The sequence below is a fragment of the Nostoc sp. UIC 10607 genome (assembly GCF_047228265.1).
GTDB lineage: Bacteria > Cyanobacteriota > Cyanobacteriia > Cyanobacteriales > Nostocaceae > Nostoc > Nostoc foliaceum_A.
In genome coordinates this window covers 176986-197794 of the sequence record NZ_JBIQNW010000005.1, presented here as the reverse complement: position 1 = coordinate 197794, position 20809 = coordinate 176986, and the positions used below count along the sequence as shown (strand labels likewise).

At 44.3% G+C, this 20809-nt stretch carries 19 protein-coding genes; 3 read left to right on the top strand and 16 right to left on the bottom strand.

What is annotated here, in order from left to right:
* Nucleotides 1-359 precede the first annotated feature (359 nt).
* Entirely contained in the window at nt 360-734 is a 375-nt protein-coding gene (locus tag ACEYW6_RS07040) for a hypothetical protein (protein WP_190895609.1), read from the top strand.
* A 221-nt stretch (nt 735-955) separates the two neighbouring features.
* Here ACEYW6_RS07040 and ACEYW6_RS07035 read toward each other — a convergent pair whose 3' ends face one another.
* The 11 genes from ACEYW6_RS07035 to psaK (ACEYW6_RS06985) form a co-directional block, all read right to left on the bottom strand.
* Nucleotides 956-3631, bottom strand: a complete 2676-nt coding sequence (locus ACEYW6_RS07035; RefSeq protein WP_412979149.1) for a DEAD/DEAH box helicase — start codon at nt 3629-3631, stop codon at nt 956-958.
* A 134-nt stretch (nt 3632-3765) separates the two neighbouring features.
* Nucleotides 3766-4584: a pyrroline-5-carboxylate reductase gene (proC, locus tag ACEYW6_RS07030; protein ID WP_412979148.1), complete on the bottom strand. Its 819-nt coding sequence runs from the start codon at nt 4582-4584 to the stop codon at nt 3766-3768.
* 106 nt (nt 4585-4690) lie between these two features.
* Entirely contained in the window at nt 4691-5293 is a 603-nt protein-coding gene (locus ACEYW6_RS07025) for a cell division protein SepF (protein WP_412979147.1), read from the bottom strand.
* A 461-nt stretch (nt 5294-5754) separates the two neighbouring features.
* Nucleotides 5755-6423 (bottom strand): YggS family pyridoxal phosphate-dependent enzyme, encoded by a 669-nt coding sequence (locus ACEYW6_RS07020; RefSeq protein ID WP_412979146.1) that lies wholly within the window; start codon nt 6421-6423, stop codon nt 5755-5757.
* Nucleotides 6420-6698 carry a transcriptional coactivator PipX gene (gene pipX / locus ACEYW6_RS07015; RefSeq protein WP_109010971.1) on the bottom strand — a complete coding sequence of 93 codons (279 nt, stop codon included), beginning with the start codon at nt 6696-6698 and terminating at the stop codon, nt 6420-6422. Before pipX ends, ACEYW6_RS07020 begins: the two co-directional genes overlap by 4 nt.
* Before the next feature lie 481 nt (nt 6699-7179).
* Nucleotides 7180-8652, bottom strand: a complete 1473-nt coding sequence (locus ACEYW6_RS07010) for an anthranilate synthase component I (RefSeq protein ID WP_412979145.1) — start codon at nt 8650-8652, stop codon at nt 7180-7182.
* Between the two features lie 124 nt (nt 8653-8776).
* A complete protein-coding gene (locus ACEYW6_RS07005; protein ID WP_412979144.1) occupies nt 8777-9694 on the bottom strand; it encodes an energy-coupling factor transporter transmembrane component T family protein in 918 nt (305 codons plus the stop codon).
* A gap of 179 nt (nt 9695-9873) precedes the next feature.
* Nucleotides 9874-11244, bottom strand: coding sequence for a ribosome biogenesis GTPase Der (gene der, locus ACEYW6_RS07000; protein WP_196512186.1), 1371 nt, complete (start codon nt 11242-11244; stop codon nt 9874-9876).
* 341 nt (nt 11245-11585) lie between these two features.
* Nucleotides 11586-12830, bottom strand: a complete 1245-nt coding sequence (locus ACEYW6_RS06995; protein ID WP_412979143.1) for a site-2 protease family protein — start codon at nt 12828-12830, stop codon at nt 11586-11588.
* Nucleotides 12831-13119: 289 nt separating this feature from the next.
* Complete coding sequence (gene psaK, locus ACEYW6_RS06990; RefSeq protein ID WP_190895600.1) at nt 13120-13398, bottom strand: photosystem I reaction center subunit PsaK; 279 nt, start codon at nt 13396-13398, stop codon at nt 13120-13122.
* Nucleotides 13399-13665: 267 nt separating this feature from the next.
* A complete protein-coding gene (gene psaK, locus ACEYW6_RS06985; protein WP_190895599.1) occupies nt 13666-13920 on the bottom strand; it encodes a photosystem I reaction center subunit PsaK in 255 nt (84 codons plus the stop codon).
* A gap of 111 nt (nt 13921-14031) precedes the next feature.
* On the opposite strand from psaK (ACEYW6_RS06985), the gene ACEYW6_RS06980 reads away from it, so the two are divergent.
* Nucleotides 14032-14676 (top strand): phosphoribosylanthranilate isomerase, encoded by a 645-nt coding sequence (locus tag ACEYW6_RS06980; protein WP_412979142.1) that lies wholly within the window; start codon nt 14032-14034, stop codon nt 14674-14676.
* A gap of 74 nt (nt 14677-14750) precedes the next feature.
* Here the strand turns inward: ACEYW6_RS06980 and folE are convergent, their stop codons facing one another.
* The 5 genes from folE to ACEYW6_RS06955 all read right to left on the bottom strand — a co-directional run bounded on the left by folE (nt 14751) and on the right by ACEYW6_RS06955 (nt 19652).
* Nucleotides 14751-15458, bottom strand: coding sequence for a GTP cyclohydrolase I FolE (gene folE / locus ACEYW6_RS06975; RefSeq protein WP_190895597.1), 708 nt, complete (start codon nt 15456-15458; stop codon nt 14751-14753).
* Between the two features lie 100 nt (nt 15459-15558).
* Nucleotides 15559-16284 (bottom strand): SDR family oxidoreductase, encoded by a 726-nt coding sequence (locus ACEYW6_RS06970; protein WP_412979141.1) that lies wholly within the window; start codon nt 16282-16284, stop codon nt 15559-15561.
* 354 nt (nt 16285-16638) lie between these two features.
* Nucleotides 16639-17619 carry an acetyl-CoA carboxylase carboxyltransferase subunit alpha gene (locus tag ACEYW6_RS06965; RefSeq protein ID WP_190895596.1) on the bottom strand — a complete coding sequence of 327 codons (981 nt, stop codon included), beginning with the start codon at nt 17617-17619 and terminating at the stop codon, nt 16639-16641.
* Between the two features lie 164 nt (nt 17620-17783).
* Nucleotides 17784-18803 carry a long-chain acyl-[acyl-carrier-protein] reductase gene (locus ACEYW6_RS06960; protein ID WP_190895595.1) on the bottom strand — a complete coding sequence of 340 codons (1020 nt, stop codon included), beginning with the start codon at nt 18801-18803 and terminating at the stop codon, nt 17784-17786.
* Nucleotides 18804-18953: 150 nt separating this feature from the next.
* On the bottom strand, nt 18954-19652 hold the full coding sequence (locus tag ACEYW6_RS06955; RefSeq protein ID WP_190895594.1) for an aldehyde oxygenase (deformylating): 699 nt from the start codon (nt 19650-19652) through the stop codon (nt 18954-18956).
* A gap of 180 nt (nt 19653-19832) precedes the next feature.
* Between ACEYW6_RS06955 and ACEYW6_RS06950 the strand changes: the two genes are divergently transcribed.
* Nucleotides 19833-20660: a carbohydrate ABC transporter permease gene (locus ACEYW6_RS06950; protein WP_412979140.1), complete on the top strand. Its 828-nt coding sequence runs from the start codon at nt 19833-19835 to the stop codon at nt 20658-20660.
* Nucleotides 20661-20809: the final 149 nt, after the last annotated feature.

Here is a 20809-nt window from a genome sequence, read left to right as displayed (position 1 = left end):
TAAGAATATAAGTAATTCGGTAAGAATAAATTAAACTATGTTCTGCAATATAAAATTAATTCAATTTGCTCATAGTAAGCAGCTAGAGCCACTTACTACAAACATTCAATCATTCACGTTCACTAACTTACAGCGGATTTTAATTTGCTGAACTATACAACTGAGATTTCCAATCCAGACATAAAGCCTGTTTTAACTTTGAAGTCTGCTGTAGCAATTAATTTGTGATCAAACCGGGTAGATATGGAACTTTCTTGGGTAACAAGTGTCAAGCTAGCTATATTTTAGGGAAAATTTACTTGAAGTTTGAAAGTGAATCGAATACCCTAAGCTAGTAGACAATTTTCTCAAGGAAATCTATGAACAAAAAAATCATCCTGAATTTGCTTTCCAGTTCCTCAATCTTTGTGTCGCTGATGTCTACGCTGGCGGTACTTAATCCTGCTCATGCTAGTATTACTCAGCGATTACTGCACACACAAGACGGTCGTACCTGTATCACTAACCCACATGGTGGAACAGATTTTGTGTGCATTCGAGATTCAGAGAGAAAGCAACCGTATGACTCTACACGTTCCTCAACCATTGTCACATCAGTATCAGATGATAATATTGCTATGTTGAACTTTACTGAGGAGGAAAGTGATGCTGCAATTAAGACATTTGGTTGTGACTGTCCATACTGTGTAAATTCTTTGCGGCAGTTGCGCGGTACTGGAAACTTGGTGTACTAAGATTGAGTAGCGCTGGTAGCGACTATAACTTCTGTTAGATACATTTGATTAATGACGTATATGAAGATATACGAAACCAAAAAAGCATTTTTAACTACGTACCACTACTATTATTGGGTCAAATCTAAATTCATTATTGAGGGGTTTACAGTACTACTGTAAACCCCTCAAACTTACACAAAGAAATTATCAAATACTCTCTGTGCGTCCCTGCATCCTTTTTATTCAACTACTTCATTCACAGGGAATCTATCAATCAACTGCATCGCCCGATAGGCATTACGCTGGAAAGAGTCTGGTAAATGGGGAACGTGGGGTATTTGCGATAATAAATCCAACGTCCGCCGTAAAATTCTTACCACATCGCCTTCATCCAAGGTGGTGTTTTCGCAGAGTTCTGTCCATTCCATTCCCAGCGCCCATTGTTCCACTATGGCAATTAACTCAAACTCCAACCATATAGGCAGCGCTACATTATACCGTCGTTGTAGTTGGAACATTTGGCGACGAATTCCCCGCAATTTTGCCAAGGCTTCTGCGACTTCATTACTAAGCTCGTAGTTAACTTTGCTATCTGGACGAGGTGTTTCCATCACCAAAGCGGCGGCGGCGGCGGCTAAATGGTGCGGATCTAAGTTGTCCAATTCGCCACTAGCGAATACTAAACCTAGCCACAACTCATTCTCGCCCCTAATAGCAGCAGCGATTCGCCCTAATTGTGTGGGTACTAAGTTATCTAAAGCGCCAAAGTGTTGCAGAATTGAGATTAAATTGATAAATTCTTCCCAATGACGTTGTGACTGTTGCTCTACTTGCCCTTGCAACTGTTCGAGTTCGGCTTCTAATTCGACATAGCGGGCCCGGCGCTTGAAAAGCGTGGCGGCATTGCCTGATTGATGTAGAGGATGAGCTTCTAATTGCTCTTGGACGGCAGCAGTGCGACTGAGTTGTTCTGCTACTTCTGGTGCCAGATGCAAAGATTCTAAGGGATCGGGAATACGCGCAGCGATCGCAAATGTTTCTGCGTTACCACGGCGCGACTGTCCTGGCTTCAGAGGCATCTCTGGCGGTGGTAGTAAATCAGGTGGCACCTCAATTCGCGGCAGTTCGGCATATAAATCGACTACATCCCCTGTCGTTGCCACATACCAGCGGTTATCATGCCCTAAGCATACCAGGTAAGGAGCTTGACCAGAACCCGGCGATTTTCCCACTAAAACTGCGGTTACGGGTGAAGACACTGTGATGTTTTTGCCTTTGAGACTCAACAGAGTTCCTGACACTGCAAAGCCCAACATCATCCCCAATTCTTCTTGTCTATCTTCCTGTGCTTGCTCTTGCAAGGTTTTCAATATCTGGCGTTCTACTTTCAGGCGTTGCCGCAATTTCTCATAAACAGCCAGTTCATTTTCATCAACTGCGGCGATTTGCTCATGAAGTTGAGCTAATTGCGTTTGCAGTTCGGCAATCTCATCGTATTCTGGTCTTAAATGCAAGGTGGCCATGTACTGCCCAAAGCTGCGTTCTATCAGTTCCCTGGTTTGCTCTAGGGTGTGTGTTTGCAGCAAGTTGAGTACCATGCCATAACTGGGCGTAAACTGGCTAACTAGGGGATCAGGCTTAGATGTTCCCAAATACGCCGCTTCTTTAGCTCCTTCAAAGGGTGTTTGGACTGTCACCACATGACCTTGTTTATCCATCCCTCGGCGGCCTGCTCGTCCCGCCATTTGCAAGAATTCGGAAGCATTCAATAGGCGGTGTCCAGTGTCAGTCCGCTTGGAAAGGGTAGAAATTACGGTTGTTCGGGCGGGCATATTAATTCCCGCTGCTAGCGTCTCGGTGGCGAATACTACTTTAATCAGCCCCTGCTGAAACAGTTCTTCTACCAGGGCTTTCCAAGCAGGCAAAATTCCGGCGTGGTGGGCAGCAATTCCCCGGTACAGGGGTGCAATTTGTCCAGAACGCCCGGCTTCGGGATTGCGGGCTAAAAAGTCATCAATCTGTTCGCGTAAAATTTGGGACTCTTCACTATTTACCAGCCATAAATCACCCACTTCCGCCACTGCTTTATCACATCCCCGGCGGCTGAAGATGAAGTAAATCGCTGGGAGCATATCCCGTTGCTCTAACTGGCTCAAGGTATAAATTATGCCAGGAGCTTCTGGTCTGCCACTTTTCCCCCTCTCCCTTTCTCCCCCTCTCCCCTTCTTTTTCTGAAGGCGGGGGTTAATTTTGGTTTTGCTATCATTTAGCAGGGGAAATAACCCTTTGGGATTGCAAAAGTGAAATTCCAAGGGAACTGGGCGAAAATCGGAGTAAATCAGGTCAGTTGGGCCGTGAACACGATTTAGCCAGTCGGTGAGTTGATCGCTGTTAGCAACGGTTGCTGAAAGGGCTGCCAGTTGTACTTCACGGGGACAATAGATGATTGATTCTTCCCAAACTGTACCGCGCTGGCGATCGTTCATGTAGTGGCACTCATCAAGGATCACCGCTTCAACGTCTACTAATGAGATGCCTATTTGCCCAATGGGTGTGCCATAGAGCATATTTCGGAAAATTTCTGTGGTCATTACCAAAATCGGTGCATCTCTGTTAATGGAAGCATCTCCAGTTAACAGTCCGACTTGATCAAACCCGAATTTTTCTCGAAAGTCACGTAATTTTTGATTTGACAGCGCCTTCAGGGGAGTAGTGTAAAATACACGTTTTCCTCGCGCCAGGGCGCGATAAATGGCGTATTCTCCGACCAATGTTTTGCCCGAACCTGTGGGGGCACATACGACAACGGAGCGTCCAGCGTTCAGGGACGCGATCGCTTCTTTTTGAAACTGATCCAGATCAAAGGGAAATATAGACCCTAGGTCAAGTTCTGGAGACGGCGCAGAATAATTCACTCAATCACATTTGCAACCAGATTGTTTACTATACTAACGAGTCTTTTGTCAACTTCGTTATTGGTCATTTGTCATTGGTCATTAGTCATTAGTTTTTCACAAAGGACAAAGGATGAATGACAAAAGACTTTTAATTATTTTCCCAGCTCTTGCGATCGCTCTGTGGCAGCTTTTACTGCTTCAATCAAAGCTGAACGAAATCCTGCCTTTTCTAGCTTGGCAATTCCCGCAATGGTTGTACCACCGGGACTGGTAACGCGATCTTTGAGTTCTGCTGGGTGCATTTTGGTTTCTTGCAACAGTTTCGCTGTTCCCAGTACGGTTTGCAAGGCTAGTTGATTGGCAATTGCTCTAGGTAAACCTGCGGATACTCCGCCATCAGCAAGTGCTTCTACCAAGAGTGCCACGTAAGCCGGTCCGCTACCAGATAGCCCTGTGACTGCATCCATCAGCCCTTCTGAGACTTCCACGACTTCCCCTACAGCAGAAAAAACTCGCTGTGCTAGTTGGTGGTGCTTGGCATTAGTGTATGCACCTGAACAAATTGCGGTAATTCCCGCTCCCACTGTTGCTGGGGTGTTGGGCATTGCTCTAATAACTGGCAATTGCACAAATGCAGCTTCTAGCTGGCTTAAAGGTACACCCGCTAATATGGAGATGATTAGGGGTGAGTGTTCTTTATTAAAAATATCAATATCTGCTAATTCTTGAGCGATCGCGCTAAACACTTGCGGTTTAACTGCCAAAAATACAACTTCTTTTGCTTCGGTGAAAACCTCGCTATTATCTGTCGTCACAGCAACATCGTATTGCTGTTTTAAAAAATCTAAGCGTGAAGATAGCGGTTCGCTAACTATGACTTCTGATGATTGATAAATTCCACGCGCGATAAGGCGGGATAAGAGCGCTTCTCCCATTACCCCACCACCAATTAAGCCAAATTTTCTAGTCATTGATCGTTAGTCATTTGTCATTAGTCGTTTGTCATTTGTCATTTGTCACTATTATTAAAACCCAGGACAAATGACAAAGGACAAAGGACTAACAACTAATTTAACTTTATTGTGCCATCCGGTTAGTTTCGTTACCCCAGCTTTGATTTGAAGAACCTGTAGGACGAGAAGGGCGTGCTGGCGGTTGTGGTACTTCATGAAGAACGCCACCTTGGGTGCTAACTTGGACACAGCTTGGCGTAAACAAAAAGATGCTTTCACCGATGCGCTCTTGATGTCCATCTAGTGCGTAAGTACCACCTGCTACAAAATCTACTGCTCGTTGAGCTTGATCTGGGTCCATGATTGTCAGATTTAATACTACTGACTTGCGTTCTCGCAGCGCTTGAATTGCCTGGGGCATTTCTTCAAAAGTGCGTGGTTCGAGGACTAAAACTTCCGAAATTCCGTTAATTGCTCCTGGCATACCAATCACATTCCCCATTGGCTTTGAACCTGCTGCTATATCATCTCCCATTGTAGGCACTGGTTCCCGCCAGCGTCGATTTTGAGCGGCTGCGCTCTCCTGTGGTGCAGGTGGTTGGGGATTTTCTTGCTGATACAGGTTTTGGTAATTATTATCTGTTTCTGGTTCTTCTTCGTAATACTCGTATTCCACTTGCTCATTTAGACCCACAAAGTCTCTGAGTTTGGAAAATATATTGTTCATAGTGTGTGTACTCTCCTGGTGCGAATAGCCTATATTGACTTGGCTTAGGATTGATTGAGATAGGAGCGAGCGCTACATCGGTGGATACTTCAGCAAGTCTCTTGCTATTTGTAACCCATACTACTTGTTTTGGCGATGAACTGACACTTTTTGGAAAGGTCTGTGCATCGCCTAAACACAATAATGAGTCAAGATTATATCCTAAGGTTTGTCCGAAGGAAAGCTCTTTATACCCCATTTTTCCTTGGCGATTGCTCTTGTCAATACTATATCCTTTGTTTCCAATTGCACCAGTCTGTTACAAAATTGTTGTCATCAAATCCTGATCTCTATTAATACCTACCTCGAAGGCTGATGATTAATCGGCTAAGAGCGATCGCCCAACAATATGGTTATTAATCGCACCCTCATTACGCCTGCTTGCACTTGATACTCAACCGAAAGAGGGATGTGTAATATGCTTAAGAGCGATCGCCAAACAATATGGTTCCTAATCGTACCATCGTTGCGCCTGCTTGCACTGCCAGTTCGTAGTCGCCTGACATACCCATAGACAAGTGCTGCATTTTAATGTGTGACCAGTTTTGCTCCTGGATTTTCTTTGCTAGTTCACGATTGAGATTAAACACATTAAGAATTTCGGAATCATTTAATCCTGAAGGCGGAATTGTCATCAAACCTTGAATTTGTAAACTTTTGTATTGATTGAGTGTGGGTAAATCAGCCAAAAGTTCTGGCACACTCCAACCAGACTTGTTGGGATCGGGGAGGATTTTCACTTGCAGGCAAACCTGGGGACTCACTCCTAGCTGTTGCGCCAATTGATCTAAGCGCTGTGCCAGCTTCAAGTTATCGACGGAGTGAATCCAATGGAATTGCTCGATGGCTTTTTTGGCTTTATTACTTTGCAAATGTCCAATAAAGTGCCAGGTAATATCCGGTAAGTCTTGCAACTCGGCTTGTTTGCTGGCGGCTTCTTGGATACGGCTCTCCCCAAAATCACGAATTCCTGCGGCATAGGCAGACCGAATGGCCTGGGCAGAAGCTTGTTTGCTAACAGCAATCAATTTGACTGAAGTTGGCAGTGAGGAGCGAATGGTAACAATACGTTCGGAAATCGAACTATTCATTGGAAGGTGCGTTGGAAAACACTCTGAAGCTGATCGTACTCCTGAGATTGTCCACTGCGCCGCAGGGTACGTAAGCGATTTTCCAACATCATTCTAGCCTCAGTACGTCCTAGAGACTGGAATTTAACACCTTTAACGTCATTTGCGACCAAAAAAAATAAGCGCTGGGCATAAAGTGTGGTGAACAGATCCTGGTTCTCATCAACCATACAGATTTTGTAGAGTAAACCCCAAGTTGGATGGTTTATGTAAGTTTCTGCGTTTTCTGGATTCATTTAAGAGTCAAGGTGTAGTCAAGGTGGGAGTTATATATCTTTTCGCAGTGAATTCCAAACATTCAGACGATAATACCAACATTCGTCAGAATATTTTCTTAAAATGCAAAACTGCGGTTACGAAGACCTTGATCTAGTTTCTAATGGGCAGATGAAGCTGTGGTAGTGAGGCGAAATTTTACAATGTGACCCGCGAAGCGTAGACTCGAAGAGTAGAGCTTTGTTGATAGATATCGCCATGTGCCTTGGTAACTCAAATACACCAACCTAGCGGCACAAGGCACAAAGCAGTCCTGATCCTCTTGTTGAAAGTTTGACGTGGCAAGGGAAAACACCCTTTGAAGTTCCCAACGGCGACAGCGAACTTTTCAACTTCTTTCCATACTGCCACAACTGTCGCTGAATGGCACAAAATAGCTAACAGAATAGGGAACAAGGGATTAGAAAGAAGACTATTCCCTATTACCTGTAACCTTTAGCCTTATTGATTATTTAGTATTTTCAGTGCTGCAAGTTGTGCCTGAGCTTTGTGCAGAGATTCATACCATTCTTTTTCAGGATCGCTGTCTGCAACAATTCCCGCGCCAACTTGTCCCCAGACAGTGTTGAATCCTGAGTTCTCAGTAAGCTGTTCTTCCCCTGCTCCCCCACCTTCTTGAGACACGGGAGCTAGTAGCAGGGTGCGGATTAAAATATTTAAATCTAAATGACCACGCCAATCTAAATAGCCACAGGAACCGTAGAACAAACTGCGCCGCACGGGTTCTAGTTCTTCAATAATTTCCATGCAACGGACTTTGGGACAACCTGTGATTGTGCCACCTGGAAACGTGGCACGAATCAAATCAATGCTGGTGCGTTCAGCTTTTAAAGTACCTTTGATGTTGCTGACAAGATGCATTACATGGCTATATCGCTCAATTGTCAGCAATTCGTCAACAGTAACCGTTCCCCATTCACAAACTCGCCCTAAATCATTGCGTTCCAAATCCACTAGCATGATGTGTTCTGCACGTTCTTTGGTGTTGCTGAGTAAATCTTGTGCCAGTTGCATATCTTGTTCTGGTGTAGCACCGCGCGATCGCGTCCCGGCGATCGGTCTGGTTTCGGCTTGCCGATTTTGCGACATTACTAACCGTTCCGGCGAACAACTGATCACTTCTCCCCAAGGCGTTTGCCAATAGCTAGCAAAAGGAGAAGGATTGATTTTTTGTAAGGCTTGGTAAATTTCCCAACCAGAAGCCGATGTAGACGCTTGAAATCGCAACGAAAGATTTGCCTGAAAGATGTCTCCAGCTTGAATATATTTTTTCGCCTGGTTTACAGCTGTTTCATAATCTGATTGCGATGTCAAAAACAGAGGGAGCGAAGAAGACACGGGGACGCGGGGACAAGGAGACACAGATAATTCTTTCTTTGCTAATTTCTCCTGTAACTCATCAAGTCCACTTGCATCACTGGCCGCTAGCCAAAGAATTTGTTGCACATGATCCAAAACAGCAAAACAATCTGGTTCGTACCAAAAAGCTATGGGAAATGGCAGGGGATCAATTTTATGACGGGGTAACTGTTCAATTTCCCATGCCACATCGTAGCCTAGCCAACCTAACCAACCACCGGTGAAAGGGAGATTGGGAGCAGGGGGAGCGGGGTAAGAAAATACTACTTCATCCCTCTCATCTTGCCCTACCCCTTGCTGTAATAACTTTTCTAGAAAGGGAAAAACTTCTCCTACTTCTGGTGTCCAAATCTGGGGGATGCCATCGACTATACGAGGAGCACCTGCACAGATAGAATATCGGCTGAGTTGAGGATGATCGATTGGCGTTGGGTAGGGACTTTCTAGTAGGGTAGCAATTCCCGGTGCGGCGGTAGGGCGAAAAAGAGCAGCAAAAACTTCTGAACCTGTGCGCTTTTCTAAGGGTAGCGATCGCCAATACCAAGCCTTGGTCATACTTTTTAAAAGCGTTGTCAATAATTAGTTAACATTTTTCAGCAGTGAGTACAAATAACTACGACTACTGACCACTGACAAAATGCAATTATCTATTACCTCTTACCATTTTCTCGGTGCAAAATTAGACCTGAGTTCCTATAGCTAGCCGTATTCCCCAGAATAAAATTAAAGTTGCAATAGCAAGCCAGTCACGCCCTTTTAATCGTAAGTCGTGCCACTGCACTCGATGCTCGTTGGGACTGGTAAAACCCCGCACCATCATTGCATTCGCCATTTGATCGGCTCGTAAGAGCAGGTTTTCTAACAGTCTCTCTGCGACTGTCATCCAAACTTTGAATGCTCCTTTCAATCCCAACTTTTTCCAATTGATTGCCCTTGTCATCACGGAGCGAAATAAGTTTTGCACTTCTTCTAAAACCAGGGGAATAAAGCGCAAAGACAAGGTTAAAGTTAAAGCAATTTCTGTGACAGGTAACTTGAAACGTCGCAGGGGTTGCATTAGGCTTTCTATGCCAGATGTGATTTCTTCTGGTGCGGTTGTCAGCAGATACAGGTTGGTGCTGTAAATTACGGTAAATATAATTGTACTCAGGCGTATTGCCAAATCCAAGGAGCGGCGAGTTACTTTGACTGGGCCTTTATGAAATAACACATAGCTGTATTTGTTATTACTTGCTTGCTCTTGAACAATATTATTGGAGTTTGATGGCTGGGTTAATATTTGTTCGTTAGTTGGCAGGCGTGGCTGATAATTTACACCCATTCCATCAGGGCTTACGGCTGCGATCGCTAAGACAAAAAACGATAACATTAATAGCCAACCCATTTGCTGCTGCCATACTCGTCGGGGAATTCTAGCAATCAAGGTAGCAAGAATCAATACTACCACCAGCAGCACTCGCCAAAAGCTGTTAGCCAAAACATAGCTTGTTAAAAAGCTCATCAACCAAGCAAACTTGACTCGCGGATCGATTTTATGCAGCCAAGTTTGGGGTTGTTCTAAATAAAGTCCAAGTGGTAGCGATCGCAGTAAATCCATTTGAAAGTTAAGAGTGAGGAGTTAGGAGTTTTGACTTTAACTTATAACTTTTACGTTGTGCCGCTATCAAATTCAAGTCGATAGGGTTCTGTAGTTAACAATTTTGGCTTTAACTCATAACTCCTGTACAGACGCTATTCATCACATCTCTCTTGTACAGACGCGATTCATCGCGTCTCCTAACTTAATTTGACGCGAGTTGCTCTATTAACATTACCACTTTCAGCATCACGGACTTTTTTGCTCCGCCACAGTAAGATAATTGGCGTACCTTTAAATCCTAGTTGTTGCCGGAATTGGCGTTCAATGTAGCGGCGGTAGTTGTCGTTGAAGCGTTTGGAGTCATTGACAAATAGTGCGATCGTTGGTGGTTGGCTACTTACTTGTGTACCATAATAAATTTTGCCTTGACGTCCACCACGGGATGCTGGCGGTGAATGCCAACTGACGGCATCTGTTAAAACTTCGTTAATAACTGATGTACTGACACGGCGTTTGTGAGATTCAGCCGCAGTTTTCACCAATTCGAGAATTTTTTCTACCCGTTGTCCTGACAAGGCACTGACAAAAATTGTTTCTGCCCATTCGGTAAAATGTAATCGTGATTGCAGAGTTTTTTCGTAGTCGTAGATTGTGTAAGAGTCTTTTTCGACAGCATCCCACTTATTCACGACGATGATGCAAGCTCGACCTTCTTCGATAATCCGCCCAGCTAATTTTTGGTCTTGCTCAGTGACTCCATCTACGGCATCTATTACTAATAAAACCACGTCAGCGCGGCGAATCGCTTTGAAAGCACGGTTAATACTAAAGAATTCTGTGCCGTATTCTATGTGTTTCTTTTTGCGAATACCGGCGGTGTCAATCAAGCGGTAGGTTTGTCCGTCTCGTTCGATGACGGTATCAATAGCATCGCGGGTTGTGCCAGAAATTGGGCTGACAATTGCCCTTTCTTCCCCAACAAAAGCATTGAGTAAGCTCGATTTGCCTACATTTGGACGTCCCACAATTGCTACTTTGATTTCATTAGTTTCTGGGATGTCTTCAATAGCAGGTATGTGATTAACTAACTCGTCGAGTAATTCTCCTGTACCACTTCCATGAATTGCGGAGATGGGGTAGGGTTCGCCCAATCCTAATTCCCAAAATTCGGCAGCTTGCATTAAGCCTTGTTCTGGGGATTCACATTTATTTACAGTTAGTAGCACAGGTACGCGTTGTTGACGCATCCATTCGGCGATTTCTAAATCTGCCGATGTGGGGCCTGTTTGACCATCTACAACAAAAATAGCGGCACATGCTTCTGCAAGGGCTGTCATTGCCTGTTGGCGAATCAGTGGTAAAAATTCAGTATCATCATTAAAAACTAAACCACCAGTGTCTACCACTAAAAATTCGCGCCCATTCCAGAAAGCTGGCATGTAAGTGCGATCGCGTGTCACTCCCGGTTCATCATGGACAATCGCCGTTTGTTCCCCGGCGAGTCGATTAACCAGGGTGGATTTGCCCACATTTGGGCGTCCGATAATTGCAACAATTGGCAGTGCCATAAAACCAGGGTAAGTGAGAGACGTAGTATATCACGTACTTACATTTTACTCGCTTTAAACTTGAAGTTTTAATAATTTCCCAATCATCATGAGGCGATGTTAAAGAAACCTCTCCCTGGTTTTACCACGTAAAACTATCCCTCTCCGACTCGGAGAGGGAAAGACTTGAAGTTGAGTTTAAGGGAGGAAGAGGTTTATCGATCTCACCTTACTTTGAAAAATAAAAAAGGTAGGAAATCCTACCTTTTACCCAAAAAAAGCATTTTGTAACCAAATACCAAATTCAATATCACACAAGCTTTTGACGAATCTATTGCCAAACTATGACGAGGGTATGACGTTTAGTTTTTGACGCTCCCAAGGCTAAAAGCCGATGGGCTTTCTGCCTTGATTTCTGTAATTGACTTCGCTATTACTCCCAGTTGCAACCCAGGCGGATAGCTAGCTTCTTCTTTGATCCGTTTAATTTCAGCATCTGTGATCCGCAAATTTAACTTTTGTGCCAATGCCCGTACAATATCTCCCCGATCAATTACACCAGCTACAGCACCAGCCGGAGAAAGCACGGTAATTCGAGGTAACTGCTCATTTTCCAGTTTGTTAATTACCTCAGCTATCGATGTTGCTTCCGTAACAGTGGGTATTTCTGTCAGCGGATGCACAATGCTGTGTAAGGTTTGGGTTTCCCATTCACTCCTTTGGGTTAAACGAAAATCGTCAATGGAAACTAGACCCCGGTAACGTCCATCAGAAGCAGCAAAATAAACTTGTGAGGGAGAGTTTTCTAAGAGGTATAAATCGGCAAAGGATCGCAATGTTTGGTCAGCATCAATGACTCGAAAATCACGGGTCATCGCATCGGCCGCCGCCACCTTGAGCAAGCTTTCTTGCAATGTTGTTACGTTGTCGTAGCTGTTGGCGTTGCGGACAGCAAACCAACCTAACAGGGCAATCCACAAACCAAGTACTAATTCCTTTGTCACAAAATCTACAACAAATCCTAAGGCGATCGCACTGTAACCCAATATTTGCCCAGCTTTTGCAGCCCAGTGTACGGCTTGAAAACGATTACCTGTTATTTGCCATAGTGCTGATTTTAACACTTGCCCTCCATCTAGAGGTAAGCCGGGAATCATGTTAAATAGAGCTACCACCAAGTTAATTCTTGCCAAATCTCCAACCATAACACCGAGAGGACTGGTATCAGGTATCACGGTAGCTCCCAACCGAAGCAGGAAAAAGAGTCCGATACTCACCAAAGGCCCAGCGATCGCTACTTGAAAGGCTTTGAAAGGAGTTTTAGACTCTTCTTCAATAGCAGCAATCCCGCCAAACAGAAATAGGGTAATCGAATTAACTTTAATGCCTTGCGATCGGGCTACCAAGCTATGACCCAACTCATGTAGCAACACCGAACCAAACAGCAACAGTGCCATAACTATTCCAGCACTCCAAGCTATAACAGGCCCCCATTCCTGATAAGCTACCCCAAAGTTGAGAGTTGCCAACCCTAAAATCACAAACCATAACGGGTCTAAAAACAGGGGAATTCCAAATAAAGACCCAATTTTCCAATTTGTTTGCATTACATTATCCTAAAACTAGATATTGCCAGTAGTTCCTACACCGCAATATTTGCGTATATACTTATACATATATTTCTGAGCATCAATTCGGTAGTGTCGAGTTACGAAATGCTCTTATTTCTAGAATAGACAATTAATGCCTGTAAGCAAAACTCTGGAGTGGGTCATTGACAAAGAGGCAAAGGGGCGGGGTGCTGCTCTTGCTGAGGGGAAAATTCTCCTTTGCTCTTTGCTTCTTTCTTACTCCCCTACCCCGCCTCTTGAGTGTGTCAGATGGAAAAAATAAAATTTAGATAATGCCGAGATTAGTTAATCCTAAGACGGTACCAGTGCCAATCAGGTGACCGGCGCTCATTGCAGCAAGGAATGTAGCGGCACTGGGATTATTGAACAGCGACGGAAAAGGCAAAGGCATCTTAGGCCCAACGTGAGGATAGCGAATTGTGCGAGGAATAATCAAAAGACATAATATACAAGCGCCAGTAATAATAGCCGCTTCAGTTAAGTTCCATGTGGTTCCACTGTTGGGTACAGTGGCTTGGGCTGCTAATAATATTGATGACATCATTGGTTCTTTCTCTTGCATGAACTAACTTACATAAGCCTTACAGAAGGGATTAATCCCGTTTCTAAAGCCATATAAATCCTCCGCTGATGAAGTAGTTGGATCGTCTCTCAACGGGAAGGTTAATACCTCCCTCCTCAGTTAGAGTGACTACACAGAGGCTGAATGGCTAATGCTTATGAGTTGTCTTGCTGGAGAAAGAACCAAAATCGTTTTTAGGAGTTTTGTATTGATCGCGGCGTTGCTTGGAACGCCGCGATCATTGCAAAACTACAGACGACCGATGTTAGTCAATCCTAAAACGATGCCAACGCCAACAATATGACCAAAAGCCATCGCTGCAACGAATGTTGGAATACTAATCGGCAGGATGGGGAACTTGGGACCAACTAGGGGTTTTTCGATCCTAGTACTTAGTAAAACCATTACTAAGCTGCTGATGCTGATGATGATGCCTACTGTAGGATTCCACGCAGGTGTTGCGGGAACAGTTGCAGCTGCTGCTAGTAAAATAGATGAAATCAAGCTTTTGTCTCCTAAAATGTAGACCTACAAAATTATAAAATTACCAAGGCACAAAAGTTTTTCGGATAGTTGAGACTTTTTTGATGATTATTTTAAATTTGTTAAATTTTCATGCGCGTTAAAATTTGCGGCATTACCCAACCACAGCAGTCTATAGCGATCGCCTCTCTAGGCGCAACGGCACTAGGATTTATTTGTGTACCAACCTCACCTCGCTATGTGACTACATCCCAAATTCGGGCAGCAGTGGCAGAACTTCCGGCTAATATTGACACAATTGGTGTTTTTGCCAATGCTAGTGTCCCTGAAATCAGTAAGATAGTTGTTGATTCTGGGTTGACTGGTGTCCAGTTACACGGAGATGAATTACCAGATTTTTGCTACCAGTTACGTCAAGCTTTACCCAATGTCGAAATTATTAGAGCACTGAGAATTCGGAGTCTTGATAATCTTGACACAGTAGCTAATTACACAAAGTACGTAGATACTTTACTACTTGATGCCTACCATCCCGAACAACTTGGTGGTACAGGCAAAACCTTAGATTGGACAATGCTAGAGCAATTTAGCCCCAATTGCCCTTGGTTTCTAGCTGGGGGACTAACAGCAGATAATATTGTTGAAGCCCTGAGTCAGGTTAATCCCAGCGGTGTTGATTTATCTAGTGGTGTGGAACGCGCACCTGGAGATAAGGATTTAGATAAAGTAGCACTTCTATTTCAGAGCCTAAAAAACATTGAGTTATCTAGAAGTTAGGAGTGATAAGTTGTGAATTAACTCCTAACTCCTAACTGTACAGACGCGATTAATCGCGTCTCCTAACTCAGCACTTAAAAGAACGCTGGTTGGTGGCGAATCAAGTTAAAAAATTCTTCGCGGGTTTTGTGCTCCTCTTGGAACGCACCAACCATTGCGCTAGTGACAGTCCAAGAGCCTGGTTTTTGAACCCCCCGCATCACCATACACATATGGCTAGCTTCCATGACAACGGCGACACCTTGAGGTTCTAGAATGGTCTGGATTGCTTCGGCAATTTGGCGGGTTAACCTCTCCTGCACTTGCAAGCGACGGGAATACATCTCAACAATGCGGGCGAGTTTACTCAGTCCCACAACTTTTTGGTTGGGGATATAAGCAACGTGTGCTCTACCCATAAATGGCAGCATATGGTGTTCGCACAGGCTAAAGAAATTAATATCTCTAACTAGTACCATCTCGCTATGCCCTTCATCAAAGATGGCATCGTTAACAAGTTCTTCAAGGGATTGGTTGTAACCACTGGTAAGAAACCGCATTGCCTCGGCCACTCGCTTGGGTGTTTTGAGGAGTCCTTCGCGTTCGGGGTCTTCGCCAACGCCCAATATTAGTGTCCGCACGGCATCCTTCATGTCCTCCAGCTGTTCCTCTTTTGGCGGGAACACATCCGCTTGTCGCCCGTTATGAGTATTGCGATCGGGTCTAGGAGTTATGGCTTCTGCCAAATCAGGAATCAGAGGTGATTGAGAGAAATTGGAACCGTTGGAACTAGCGATAGTCATGATTCAGTCTTGGTTATGGTTTTAATTTAGTTATGAGTTATGAGTTATGAGTTATGAGTTAAAAATTCTAACTCCTAACTCCTAACTTCCAACTTCGCAATTAGAGTGCACCAGCACTGGGCATCAGGGTCAATTCATCAATAACTGCCTGTTGTGGTAACAGAACTGTGTGGAGAATTGACTGAGCCACAATTTCTGGCGTTAACATTTTGGAACGGTCTAAGTCGGCATGGACTGTTTCTGTGTCCCAAAGTTCAGTATTGACTGCGCCAGGACAAATAGCTGTGACACGAATGCCGTGGGTGCGTTCTTCTTGTGCCAGGGTTTGAGAGAGGGCAATCAAACCAGCTTTGCTAACGCTGTATGCTCCCCAACCGGGAAAGGGCTGCTTGGCGGCAATTGAGGCGACGTTGATAATTGTGCCTGTACCCTGATTGCGCATTGAGGGTAAAATCCCCACAATGCACTGAAACACGCTGGTGAGATTTAAGTCAATTACCTGCTGCCAGTCCTCTAGAGGAGTTTCACTCAAAGTAGCTGTATAGGCAAGGCCCGCATTGTTTACCAGAATGTCTATATCACCAAAGTCAAGAGCGATCGCTTGGATCTTTTCTTTTACTTCGGATATCCGCGCTAAATCTACAGCGTAAGCTTTCGCTTCCACCCCAGTATGCTCGACTGCTTCTCTTACCGCCTCCAACTTATCCAAAGAACGGCTGACTAAGGCGACATCTATTCCCGCTTTCGCAAAGGCTAAAGCCGTTGCTTTCCCAATTCCACTACTTGCCCCAGTAATCAGGGCGCGTCGTTTTTGCTCAACACTCATGGTGTCTCCCAATTTTTTGGCAGTTCCCAAAGCCTATTACCACCCAATTATTTACATTTCTCGGTTTGGATATATTAAAGGAATCTAAAAATCTGATGATTTCCATTAAGCAACTGCTATGATGCAGTGCAATAGTTGGCATATTGTAAGTTTTACCAGTGAAGACAACAAATCATCGCCTGGAAAACCACGCCGTACACTCAAATTAGATTACCTAATAACACAAAACCCACTCAATCAAATTGAGTAGATTTCTCAAACATGCAAATGCCTATGGCTAGATTGTTAAAAATCTTTAAGCACATAGGCAATTATAGCATTGCTGCTCGGCTAATCAATCATTATGTAGTGCTGTTAGTGGGCAACTTCTGTAAAAACACCAATTTTGCGGAATTTTTCATAGCGCAGTTGGCGGCGTTCTGGAGCTGTTAAACGATTGAGTTCGTCCAAATTTTCTAGCAGGACTTGCTTGAGAGTGGTAGCAGCTTTTAAAGGATCGGAATGAGCACCACCAGTGGGTTCAGGTAGTATTTGGTCGATAATTCCCAACTTTTTCAAATCGTGGGAAATAATTTTCAGAGCAACAGCGGCTTGGGGAGCTTTGCCAGCATCTTTCCACAAAATGGCGGCGCAGGCTTCGGGGGTAGCGACTGTATAAACTGAGTGTTCAAACATGAGTAGGCGATCGCCTACGCCAATACCAAGTGCGCCACCGGAACCACCTTCACCAATGACTGTGCAAATAATTGGCACATCTAAGCAGAACATTTCGCGCAAGTTGTAGGCGATCGCTTCTCCTTGACCTTGATGTTCTGCTTCTACGCCAGACCAAGCTCCTGGCGTATCGATAAAAGTTAGTATCGGCATACTAAATTTGTTGGCGTGTTCCATCAACCGCATCGCTTTGCGGTAACCGCCAGGGTAGGGCATTCCAAAGTTACGGGCAATATTGTCTTTGGTATCACGGCCTTTTTGATGACCCAACATCACCACGGGTTGCCCACTCAGACGACCGACACCACCAACTAAAGCCGGATCGTCACCACCACAGCGATCGCCATGCAATTCCATCCATTCATCACTAATAGCCTGAATGTAATCGAGAGTACTGGGGCGACGCGGATGACGAGCGACTTGCAGTCGCTGAGACGGGGATAGGCTACTGAAAATTTCCTCACGCAGTTGCATAGCGCGTGCTTCTAGTTGACGAATTTGACCAGAAACATCGACGCCATTCTCTTCTGCAAGTTGCCGAATTTGATCAATTCGGGTTGCGAGTTCTGCTAGGGGTTTTTCAAAATCTAACAATAGCGGTTTACGCTCGGTAGTTGCCATCGTAGGGGTTATAGGTACGAGTTATAGGTTTTTCAGAGTGAGGGGTGAGGAGTTAGGAGTTAGGAGTGATGAGTTAGATATTAGAAGGAGTGTACTGATGAAAGTTCTTAGCTTTTAACTGTTATAACTTTTAACTCCTAACTTTTAACTCCTAACCCTTACAGTTAAACCAGCAGTGGTCTAAATCCATGTTTTACTGATACCCGACCAATCTGCTCCATTTTGTCTACGGTAATCTGATTCCGTCCCCACGAAAAGTTCGTGTATAACTTCTCAAATTCCAGCAGCATTGATTCGGCAAAACAAGCAAACAATTGGCGGGCTGGCACGTCCATATTGACTATTTTCATAATTTTCCAGTCAATATCCAGGGAATGCTCTACAATTCCACCATTTAAGACGTGTACACCAGGGTACTGAATTTTTGTCGCTAAGTTTTTAGGATAACCACCATCAATCAACAAACAGGGTTGTTTCAATGTGGTGGGGTCAATTTCCACGCCTCTGGGCATACTAGCAACCCAAACTACAACATCAGCTAGGGGCAGTGCTTCTGTCAAACCCATGATTTTTCCTCGTCCCAGTTCGCCTTGCAACTCTTTGAGACGTTCTTGATCGCGGGCGATCAACAAAAGTTCTTGGACATCTGTTTTCGCATCTAGCCAACGTGTAACTGCACTACCAATATCCCCAGTTGCTCCACATATAGCAACAGTCGCTTTTGACAGATCAATTCCCAGTTGTTTTGACGCTTCTTCCACCTGCTTACAAATAATGTAGGCAGTATGTGTGTTTCCTGTGGTGAAGCGTTCAAACTCTAGTTTAATGTTGCGGACTTGGCTAAACTGCTCTAACTTAAAGTTTTCAAAAATAATTGAGGAAAATCCGCCTAAAGCTGTGATGTTAATGCCATGCTTCTGTGCATGGGCCATGGCGTTAAGGATTTTGCGCGTTGCGGCTTTGATGCGGCGACTAGCTAGCATTTCTGGCAAAAAGCAAGATTCTACATACCGTCCTTCAATTTGTTGCCCAGTTACACTGGTGACAATAATGCTATCAACAATTTGCGGCGGGGCGCTGCACCAAAAGTCTAGCCCTTGATCGGCATATTCTGGGTATCCCAATTCTTGAGCTACCGCTTGAGCGTGTTCTAAACTAGTCAGATGTCCAATTAGACCAAACATGTAGTGATTATTAGGCTTATGCTGTCTTGAGAGCGTGGAATTTAATAGCTTTAGGAGTTGAGAGTTGGGAGTTGGGAGTTAGGATTTGGGAGTACGACTCATAATTCCTCACCGGAGGCGAAGCGTCTCCGGCTTTGCTCCTAACTTTTTTTAAGCGGCGATGAGTCCGTAGGCCGACAAGCGCATAATATCGCGAGTCGTGAAACCAATATTACTTAATGCTTCACCGTACTGAATCATAAAGTCTTCTACTAAAGCATCTTTTTCCATGGCCATTGTGTGGGCATCACCCTCTACTTGGTTCAGCATTCTCCACACGATAGGTAGGTTTTGGCGATTTGCTTGCTCTAATTCAGCTTTGGATTCTGTAAAGTGTTCTTTCAACCAAACTTCTCCAAAGTTTAGATGGCTGTATTCTTCTTTTACTACTCCCTCAGTGATTTTGCGGGCAAAGTCATCGGCAACAGGGATGTAAATGTTATATGCTGCGATCGCAAAACATTCAATAATTAAAGACTGAATTAATAAGCAAGTAACCACCTTTCCATCTGCGGCCGCTGTCTGGAAATTTTGGTGTAGCCCAGAGAAAAACTCCTTAGCAAATTGCAAATCTGGGGTTACTTGCAAATTGCGTCCACAAGCTTCAAATCCTTTCTTATGGCGACTTTCCATCTTAGATAGACGAATCAATTCATCATGAGATTCTGGCAGCAGTTGGGCGAGTGTGATGTAATTTTCATGGGCTTCTTGTTCCCCTTCAATCACGATCGCATTAATCCGGCTATAAGCATCTTTGTATGTTTCGCTCTTGAAATCTAATTCTTTAAATTGGTCTGCAAGCTGCTGCATGGTTTATGTTTACTCCTGTAAACCTGAATTATTTGACACCAGGATTCAATTTACCCTATGAACTGAGGGTAACAATCACTGTGGTTTAATTTAACTTAACAAGTAACTATGTTTATAGATTAACTGTTGCTGGGGAAGATGCTCTAGTCCTAGCGAAACAAATGCTTTGCAGTTCAAGTTATGTTTAAACCAAACCCGAATCTGAAATCTGGCGATTTTTTGAGCCTAGTAGTGTTACTGCTAGGGGCATTTATCGTTCTACTACCGCTGTTTGTGGTCTTTCTCACCTCCTTTGCACCTACGGCCGCCAGCCCAGAAAATTTGTCCAAAAATAACTGGTCTTTAGCTAATTACCGCGTTGCATGGCAACAGGGAAAATTTTTGCTGGCGTTTGCTAATTCTACCTTGGTAGCGATCGCTGTGACGGCGTTTCAGATTGTCACTTCTGCTTTGGCTGGTTACGCCCTAGCACGGCTGAAGTTTCGGGGACGCCAAGCACTGCTATTGGTCGTTTTAGCAACTTTGGTGATTCCTTTTCAGTTATTAGTGATTCCCATCTTTTTGGTTTTGAAGTGGGGACACTTGATAAATACCTATGGGGCGCTCATTTTACCCACTGCTGTCAACGGATTTGGCATTTTCTTGCTACGTCAGTATTTCCAGACAATTCCCGTGGAGTTAGAGGAAGCCGCAGCCATAGATGGGGCGAACCGACTACAAATCTTGTGGCGAGTGATGTTACCTTTAGCCCGTCCCGCCTTGGTGACGCTGTTTTTGTTTACCTTCATCGGCGAATGGAATGATTTGTTTAAGCCTCTGGTATTTACAACCCGTCCCGAATTAAGGACAGTACAACTGGCATTGGCTGAGTTTCAGGAACAATTTACGAATAATTGGCCCTTGATGATGGCAGCAGTAACAATAGCGACAGTTCCAGTAATGGTATTATTTCTTATCGGTCAACGTCAGTTTATTCAAGGTATTGCTGCGACGGGAATTAAGAATTGAGCGAGAGAGGCTGACGGCGAGTGAAAGCCCATCTTATTGTTTAAGCTGTTGGTGCCTTGGCGTAACTTACCATACTTATTCTCTTCAGTAAGCTGCTTATAGCGTTCTGCAATCAAGGGATCGCTTTTCTGTCATCCTCAGTACCTAAA